This is a genomic window from Asaia sp. SF2.1 (genome assembly GCF_000505765.1).
In the GTDB taxonomy this organism is placed as follows: domain Bacteria; phylum Pseudomonadota; class Alphaproteobacteria; order Acetobacterales; family Acetobacteraceae; genus Asaia; species Asaia bogorensis.
The window spans coordinates 29,413-35,787 of sequence record NZ_AYXS01000008.1; the positions used below are offsets into that span (position 1 = coordinate 29,413).

General features: G+C 60.9%; 6 protein-coding genes. 2 read left to right on the top strand and 4 right to left on the bottom strand.

The annotated features are described in order from the left end of the window. The 4 genes from pheT to rpmI all read right to left on the bottom strand — a co-directional run. Positions 1 to 1,524, bottom strand: a 1,524-nt coding sequence (gene pheT, locus P792_RS38440; RefSeq protein WP_023978112.1) for a phenylalanine--tRNA ligase subunit beta, incomplete at its 3' end; no start/stop codon positions are given. Positions 1,525 to 1,528: 4 nt separating this feature from the next. After that, the gene (gene pheS / locus P792_RS25365; RefSeq protein WP_031240323.1) at positions 1,529 to 2,599 is read right to left on the bottom strand and encodes a phenylalanine--tRNA ligase subunit alpha; all 1,071 of its coding nucleotides are present in this window, start codon (positions 2,597 to 2,599) and stop codon (positions 1,529 to 1,531) included. A 129-nt stretch (positions 2,600 to 2,728) separates the two neighbouring features. Beyond that, complete coding sequence (gene rplT / locus P792_RS25370) at positions 2,729 to 3,115, bottom strand: 50S ribosomal protein L20 (protein ID WP_023978114.1); 387 nt, start codon at positions 3,113 to 3,115, stop codon at positions 2,729 to 2,731. A gap of 11 nt (positions 3,116 to 3,126) precedes the next feature. Further along, positions 3,127 to 3,330, bottom strand: a complete 204-nt coding sequence (gene rpmI, locus P792_RS25375; protein ID WP_023978115.1) for a 50S ribosomal protein L35 — start codon at positions 3,328 to 3,330, stop codon at positions 3,127 to 3,129. Positions 3,331 to 3,617: 287 nt separating this feature from the next. Between rpmI and P792_RS25380 the strand changes: the two genes are divergently transcribed. Beyond that, positions 3,618 to 6,035 (top strand): glucose/quinate/shikimate family membrane-bound PQQ-dependent dehydrogenase, encoded by a 2,418-nt coding sequence (locus P792_RS25380; protein WP_023978116.1) that lies wholly within the window; start codon positions 3,618 to 3,620, stop codon positions 6,033 to 6,035. A 137-nt stretch (positions 6,036 to 6,172) separates the two neighbouring features. Next, a partial coding sequence (locus P792_RS25385) for a hypothetical protein (RefSeq protein ID WP_023978117.1) occupies positions 6,173 to 6,375 on the top strand: 203 nt, incomplete at its 3' end.

The following is a 6,375-nucleotide window of genomic DNA, read 5'->3' on the forward strand; positions in this document are numbered from 1 at the left end:
GAGCGGCAATGGCAGCGGGGGAACCGAGTCCAGCCCGTAGATACGCAGCACTTCCTCGATCAGGTCGTTTTCTGCCTCGATGGCATGAACCGAGGCCGCAGCGTTCTGGGCCTGGGCAGGGTCGAGATGCGGCGCCTGATCGAGCGTGACACCTGTCGCCACGTCATTGCGCCATGATGGCACCGCAAAACAGGCGCGTGTCTCGTCCTGCTCACGCACGGCAAAGCCGAGATGCTCAAGGATGCGTGTGGCTTCACCCGAAGGGATTTCGACGCCACCCAGCGTTTCGAGGCGATCGAAACGCAGCCATGCCTCACGCTGCCAGGCGGGAACTGCACCAGCACTGGTGATTTCACTGGCCTCACCGCCACAGAGCGACAGGATGAGCTGCGTGGCAGCCTCCAGGCCGGGCAGAACGAGTGCCGGATCGATTCCGCGCTCGAAACGCTGGCGGGCATCGGTATGGATCCCGAGCCTGCGCCCCGTCAGGGCGATACGCACCGCGTCGAACAGAGCGGCCTCGATGAACACATCCGTCGTTTCGTCAGAAACGCCCGTCGCCTCACCGCCGATCAGGCCAGCGAGAGACTGCACGCCAGCGCTATCGACAATCACAAGGTCATCCGTGCCGAGAACGAGATCGCGCCCGTCCAGTGCGCGGAACGTCTCACGTGCCGCACGGGTGAGAGACAGGGTGTTGCCGCTGATCTTGCCCGCATCGAACACATGGAGCGGACGCCCCAGATCGAAGGTGAGATAATTGGTGATGTCGACCAGCGCGCTGATTGGCTTGAGCCCGATCGATTCGAGGCGCTGACGCAGCCAGTCGGGGCTCGGGCGGTTTTTCACGCCACGCACTAGACGCCCGGCAATATAGGGGCATGCCGTATCGTACTGGATGTCCCAGTTGATCGGTGAGGCAAACTGCCCCTCGACCGTTTCAACCAGCCACGGCTTGAGATGCCCCAGCCCGGCAGCAGCCAGATCGCGGGCAATGCCGCGCACGCTGAGAGCATCGCCACGATTGGGCGTGATCGAGATATCGATCACCGGGTCATCGAGCTTCGCAAAGTCTGCATAGGGCTGACCCAGCACGACATTCTCGGGCAGTTCGGCAATGCCGTCACTTTCCGCCCCGAGACCAAGCTCGCGAAGCGAACACAGCATGCCCCCGCTTTCCTGCCCGCGAATCTTGCCTGCCTTGATGGTGATATCACTGCCAGGAATATAAGTCCCCGGCGGGGCAAAGATCACATGGAGTCCGGCGCGGGCATTGGGTGCACCGCAGACGACCTGCACCTTCTCGTAATCCCCGCCAGCGGCCACCACACAGACCTGCAACCGGTCGGCATCGGGATGACGATGGGCCTCGAGAATCTTGGCGACACGAAAGCCACGCAGCGAGTCGGCGGGATTTTCAACGCTCTCGACCTCGAGGCCTATGGCATTGAGCTTGCTGACGATCTCATCCAGCGGGACCGTGAAATCGAGATGCTCGCGCAGCCAGGACAGAGTGAATTTCATGGTCTCAGACTCCTTCTGCGAGGCTGACGGAGGACAGGGCGGAGAAGCCGTAATGACGCAGCCATCTCAGATCGCTCTCATAGAAGGAGCGCAGATCGGGAATACCGTTCTTGAGCATGGTCAGACGCTCGATGCCCATACCGAAGGCAAAGCCCTGCCATATGGCGGGATCGAGGCCGCAATTGGCCAGTACGCGCGGATGAACCATGCCCGAGCCCAGAACCTCGAGCCAGTCGGTGCCACCGCCAATCTCACCCGTCTGGCGGGACCAGCCGATATCAACCTCCATCGAGGGCTCGGTGAACGGAAAATAGGAGGCACGGAAACGGACAGGAAGGTTCGGCTTGTCGAAGAAGATGCGCAAGAACTCGATCAGACAGCCCTTGAGATGACCGAGCGTGATGCCCTGGTCGATGACAAGTCCTTCACATTGATGAAACATCGGTGAGTGGGTGGCGTCATGATCGGCGCGATAGGTGCGCCCCGGCGCGATCACACGGACCGGAGGGGGCTCGGTCAGCATGGTGCGGATCTGCACGCCCGACGTCTGGGTACGCAGCACACGCGGCGGCGACTCCTCATGGGATGCAGGCAGGTAGAATGTGTCGTGCTCGGTCCGCGCAGGATGATGGTCGGGCGTATTGAGCGCCGAGAAATTATGCCATTGCGATTCGATGTCTGGCCCCTCGGCGACCGAAAACCCCATGGCACCGAAAATCGCCGTCATTTCCTCGATCGTGCGGTTGATCGGATGGAGCAGCCCGAGCGGAGGCGAGACAGCAGGCATCGACACATCGACCTGCTCGGATTTAAGCCGGGCTTCCAGCGCCGCCTCGGCAATGGCCTGGCCACGTTCTTCAACAGCCGTATTGAGCGCATCGCGCAGGCGGTTCAGCGCCTGACCGCGCTCCTTGCGCATCTCGGGCGTCATCTTGCCCAGTTCCTTGAGCAGGACAGTAAGGCGGCCCGATTTGCCGAGCACCCCAACGCGAATGGCGTCCCAGCTGGCGTGATCCTGCGCCTGCGCCAGAGATTCGAGAGTTTCGCTTTTCAGCGCTTCGAGATCATCGCCCATCATTCGCCTGTCCCATCGGTCAACTGGTATCGTCAAAAAAGAAAACGGGCCGTCCTGATACAGGACGACCCGTTTTCTATCAAATCCGGAAATCTGCCGAAGCCGAAATCCGGAGGCTAGAGCCTTTGATCAGGCCTGCGCCGTCTGTTCCTGAGCGGACTGCTCAAGAGCCATGTGCGCCAGCTTCACGATCTCGGCGAAGGTTGCAGCGTCATCGAATGCGATTGCGGCCAGAACCTTACGGTCGATTTCGATGCCAGCCTTTGCCAGTCCATTGATGAACTTGCTGTAGGTCAGGCCCTGCTCGCGAACGGCAGCGTTGATACGCTGGATCCACAGAGCGCGGAAATCGCGCTTCTTGTTGCGACGGTCGCGATAGGCATAACGAAGAGCCTTCTCGACGCGCTCGAGAGCAATACGATAGTTGGTGGAAGACCGGCCGCGGTAACCCTTGGCGAGATCCAGAACCTTCTTGTGACGGGCGTGCGTCGTTACGCCGCGCTTAACACGTGCCATTTATCTGCTCCTCAAGCCAGTCCGTAGGGGGCCCACTGCTTCACGGTCTTCGCATCCATGTCCGTCATGGTCTGCGGGCCGCGATTGGTGCGCTTCATTTTCTGCGGACGGTTGATGAGGCCGTGGCGCTTGTTGCCGGGACCGCACATCACCTTGCCGGTCGCGGTGATCTTGAACCGCTTCTTGACCGACGACTTGGTCTTCATCTTGGGCATTTCATTCTCCTCTCGACATATCAGGCAACCTCCCGCAATTGCTTGCGGGCGTTACCAAGCGGCCAGGCATGCCCTACCATCGCCTGGACGCGCGTTCGAAAGGGGGCACCTAAAGGATATCTCTGCCCTGCACAACCCATTTTAACGCGCTAAAACATTTACTTTGGGTTAGACAGAACCTTAACCACAATATGGGACGTTCTTGACGTAGATCAACATTTGGGCCTTTTACGACGCGGTCTCTTTTCGCAACGTTTCCGAACACGAAACCACACATAGGACGACGCATGAACACGGTTCCCCGGCCGCGGTTCTGGGCAGCCCTCACCGCCGTGATATTTGCCCTTTGTGGCATTTATCTGACACTCGGCGGTGTCTGGCTCCTGAGCTATGGCGACACCCCTTATTACGCAGTCTGCGGTATTGCCCTTCTGGCGACCGCCTATCTCGTCTGGAGGGGCCGCGCGGCCGCCTTCTGGCTCTATACCCTGATCATTCTCGGCTCGCTCATCTGGGCGATCAGCGAAATCGGCATCGATTTCTGGTCGCTCGTGCCGCGCGGCGACGTCATCACTATTCTCGGCATCTGGCTGCTTCTGCCGTTCGTCAGCCGCCAGATCACCACGAGCCGCCTCGCCACCCTGCCCCTGCTCGGCAGCGTCGCTCTTGCGCTGATTGTCGTGGTCGTGGCCTTCGTGCAGGATCCGGGTGACAAGGCGGGCAATCTGCCCACCGAAAAGATCGCCGCCGCTGGCAGCGATGCCGCCCAGGTGCCCGATGGCGACTGGCAGGCCTATGGCCGTACCCAGTATGGCGATCGCTTCTCCCCGCTCACCCAGATCAATGCCGACAATGTCAGCAAGCTCAAAGTGGCCTGGACCATGCGTACGGGCGACTTCAAGGGCCCGAACGACCCCGGTGAAGCCACCAACGAAGCGACACCGCTTGCCGTCAATGGCACGCTGTATTTCTGCTCGCTGCACCAGAAGCTGTGGGCCGTCGATGGCGCAACCGGCAAGACGAAGTGGGTGTTCGACCCCCATCTCTATGTCAATCCGGGCTTCCAGCATCTGACCTGCCGTGGCGTGACCTACCACAAATCCGATGCCAGCGCCGTCACGTCAGATGGCACGCCGGCCCCTGATGAGTGCCATGAGCGCCTGTTCCTGCCCGTCAATGACGGTCGCATGTTCGCTGTCGATGCCCAGACTGGCAAGGCCTGCCCGAGCTTCGGCAACAATGGCGAGATCGACCTGCGTACGCCTTACATGCCGTATGACCATGTTGGCGGCTACGAGCCGACCTCACCGCCTGTCGTAACAGACAAGGTCGTGATCGTTTCCGGCGCCGTGACCGACAACAACTCCACCAAGGAGCCCTCGGGCGTCACGCGTGCTTTCGACCTGTTCACAGGCAAGCTCGTCTGGGTGTTCGACCCCTCGAACCCCGACCCGAACGAAATGCCGAGCGGTGACCACAAATACGTCGCCAACTCGCCCAACTCGTGGATCACCGCGTCCTATGACGCCAATCTGGGCCTGGTCTATATCCCGACCGGCGTTCAGACCCCTGACCAGTGGGGTGGCAACCGCACCCCCGATGCCGAACGCTATGCGTCGTCCGTGCTCGCCCTGCACGCCGATACCGGCAAGCTGGCCTGGAGCTACCAGACCGTGCACCACGATCTGTGGGACATGGATCTTCCGGCCCAGATGAGCCTTGTGGACATCACCCAGAAGGACGGCACCGTCATTCCGGCCATCTACGCACCGGCCAAGACGGGCAACATCTTCGTTCTCGACCGTCGCGACGGCAAGCTGATCGTGCCTGCACCCGAGCTTCCCGTGCCGCAGGAAGTGGTTAAGAGCGATCACGTTGCTCCCACACAGCCCTTCTCTGACCTGACCCTGCGTCCCAAGGCCCTGCTGACGGGCAAGGACATGTGGGGTGGCACCGTGTTCGATCAGCTGATCTGCCGCGTGGCGTTTCATCAGCTCGACTACAAGGGCACGTTCACGGCACCGTCCGAGCGTGGCTCGCTGATCTTCCCGGGCAATCTGGGTATCTTCGAGTGGGGTGGTCTTGCTGTTGATCCGCAGCGTCAGATCGCCATCTCCAACCCGATCGCCCTGCCTTTCGTGTCGCGTCTGGTTCCCCGCGGTCCGGGTAATCCGCTCTGGCCCGAAAAGGACGCCAAGGGTTCGGGCGGCGAGACCGGCCTGCAGCACAACTATGGCGCACCCTATGCCATCATGCTGAGCCCGTTCCTGAACCCGATCACCACACGCATCGGTCTGCCGATCCCCTGCAAGCGTCCGCCGTGGGGCTACATGGCTGGTATCGATCTGCGCACCAACAAGGTGGTCTGGCAGCATCGCAATGGCACGCTGCGTGACAGTCTGTACAACAGCGCCCTGCCCATCCAGCTGCCGCCGCTCAAGGTTGGCGTTCCCAGCCTCGGTGGCCCGCTCACCACGGCCGGCAACGTCGCCTTCCTGACGTCCACGCTGGATTTCTACATCCGTGCATACAACGTCACGACGGGTGAAACCTTGTGGCAGGACCGTCTGCCCGCCGGTGGCCAGTCCACCCCGATGAGCTACTCTGCCAATGGCAAGCAGTACATCGTGACCTATGCCGGTGGTCATGGCTCTTTCGGCACGAAGATGGGCGATTACGTCATCGCCTACGCCCTGCCGAACTGATCCTTCCCGGTTTCGGAAACAGGAAAACCCGCCTTCTGGCGGGTTTTTTTGTGTCTGGCTTCAAAGGGCCTGCACGGCTCTTGCGCAGCGACAAATAATGTCAGAGTGTTGCTGAAACCTCAGCCAAGGATTTCATCATGCTCCGTGGATTTCTCGCTCTGACCGTGCTGCTCGGCACAGCCGCAGCCCCTGTCGCCTACGCCAAGCCCTGCCGCGATGCGACCTCGGGCAAGTTCGTGAAATGCGAAAAGCCGAAGGCCGAGAAATGCCGCGATGCCAAGGGCAAGTTCACCAAGTGCAAGGCTGATGCCGCCTCCAAGGACGATAGCAAGGCGACCGC